Source organism: Cryobacterium sp. M91 (assembly GCF_002929615.1).
In the GTDB taxonomy this organism is placed as follows: domain Bacteria; phylum Actinomycetota; class Actinomycetes; order Actinomycetales; family Microbacteriaceae; genus Cryobacterium; species Cryobacterium levicorallinum.
The window spans coordinates 1-1,094 of the sequence record NZ_PJJT01000002.1 but is presented as its reverse complement, the minus strand read 5'-3'; the positions used below and the strand labels follow the sequence as shown (position 1 = coordinate 1,094).

Annotated in this window: 2 protein-coding genes; both read left to right on the top strand. The window is 61.7% G+C overall.

The features are described 5' to 3' along the window. A partial coding sequence (locus CXY80_RS00010; protein WP_233194728.1) for an IS110 family transposase occupies positions 1-908 on the top strand: 908 nt, incomplete at its 5' end. A 13-nt stretch (positions 909-921) separates the two neighbouring features. Continuing rightward, the coding region (locus CXY80_RS19795) for a transposase (protein WP_233194730.1) at positions 922-1,094 on the top strand (173 nt) is incomplete at its 3' end.

Below are 1,094 nucleotides of genomic sequence, written 5' to 3'. Positions count from 1 at the left end.
GACCGCTGATTGAGAATTGCGACATTGATCGCTGGGTAAGGACGTGCCGGCGTGGTTATCGACAGGGAAACTGCTATCAACGAGACGGAAGGAACCTTCAGATGCCAGCAGTATGGGCGGGAATCGATTCAGGAAAGCGGGCGCATCACTGCGTCGTGATCGACCAGACCGGGGAGATACTTCTCTCCCAACGGATAGATAATGACGAGACCGTGCTGCTCGAGATCATCGCCACGGTCACCGAAATTGCCGATGGACACGAGGTCGTATGGGCGACGGATCTGAACTCAGGCGGCGCAGCTCTCCTGATTTCCCTGCTGGTCGATCACGGCCAGCAGCTGCTCTACATCCCGGGCAGAATCATTCACCATGCGGCTGCGACCTACCGCGGTGAGGGCAAGACAGACGCGAAAGATGCCCGAATCATCGCCGATCAGGCACGGATGCGCACCGACCTCCAACCCGTTCGCGATGGTGATCAGATCAGCGTTGACCTGAAACTCCTGACCGCTCGACGCCTGGACATCATCCACGATAGGGTGCGCGCAATCAATCGGCTCCGCGCGACCATGCTGGAGTACTTCCCCGCGCTGGAGCGCGCGTTCGACTACTCCAAAAGCAAAGCCGCTCTCACGCTCTTATCGACCTACCAGAGGCCCGGAGCGCTTCGCCGGATGGGAGTGACGCGTCTGGCGGCAGGGTTGAAAGCCCGCGGCTGCCGCAACAGCGCCACCGTCGCCCAGAAAGCAATCGACGCCGCGCGTGAGCAAGAAACGATGGTTGCGCACCGAGATTGTCGCCGCCACCCTCGTGTCGCGCCTGGCCGCCGTAATCACCGCAATCGACGCAGACCTCGTCGACCTCGACAAAACCATCACCGCCCGATTCAACGAGCACGAGAACGCTGAGATCTTGGAAAGCATGCCAGGATTCGGGCCCATCCTCGCCGCCACGTTCCTTGCCAACACTGGAGGCGACCTGCGCAGCTTCGAAAGCCCGGACCGGCTTGCAAGCGTTGCCGGCGTCGCACCAGCTCCCAGAGACTCCGGCCGCATCAGCGGCAACCACCACCGGCCCCGCCGATTCAACCGGCG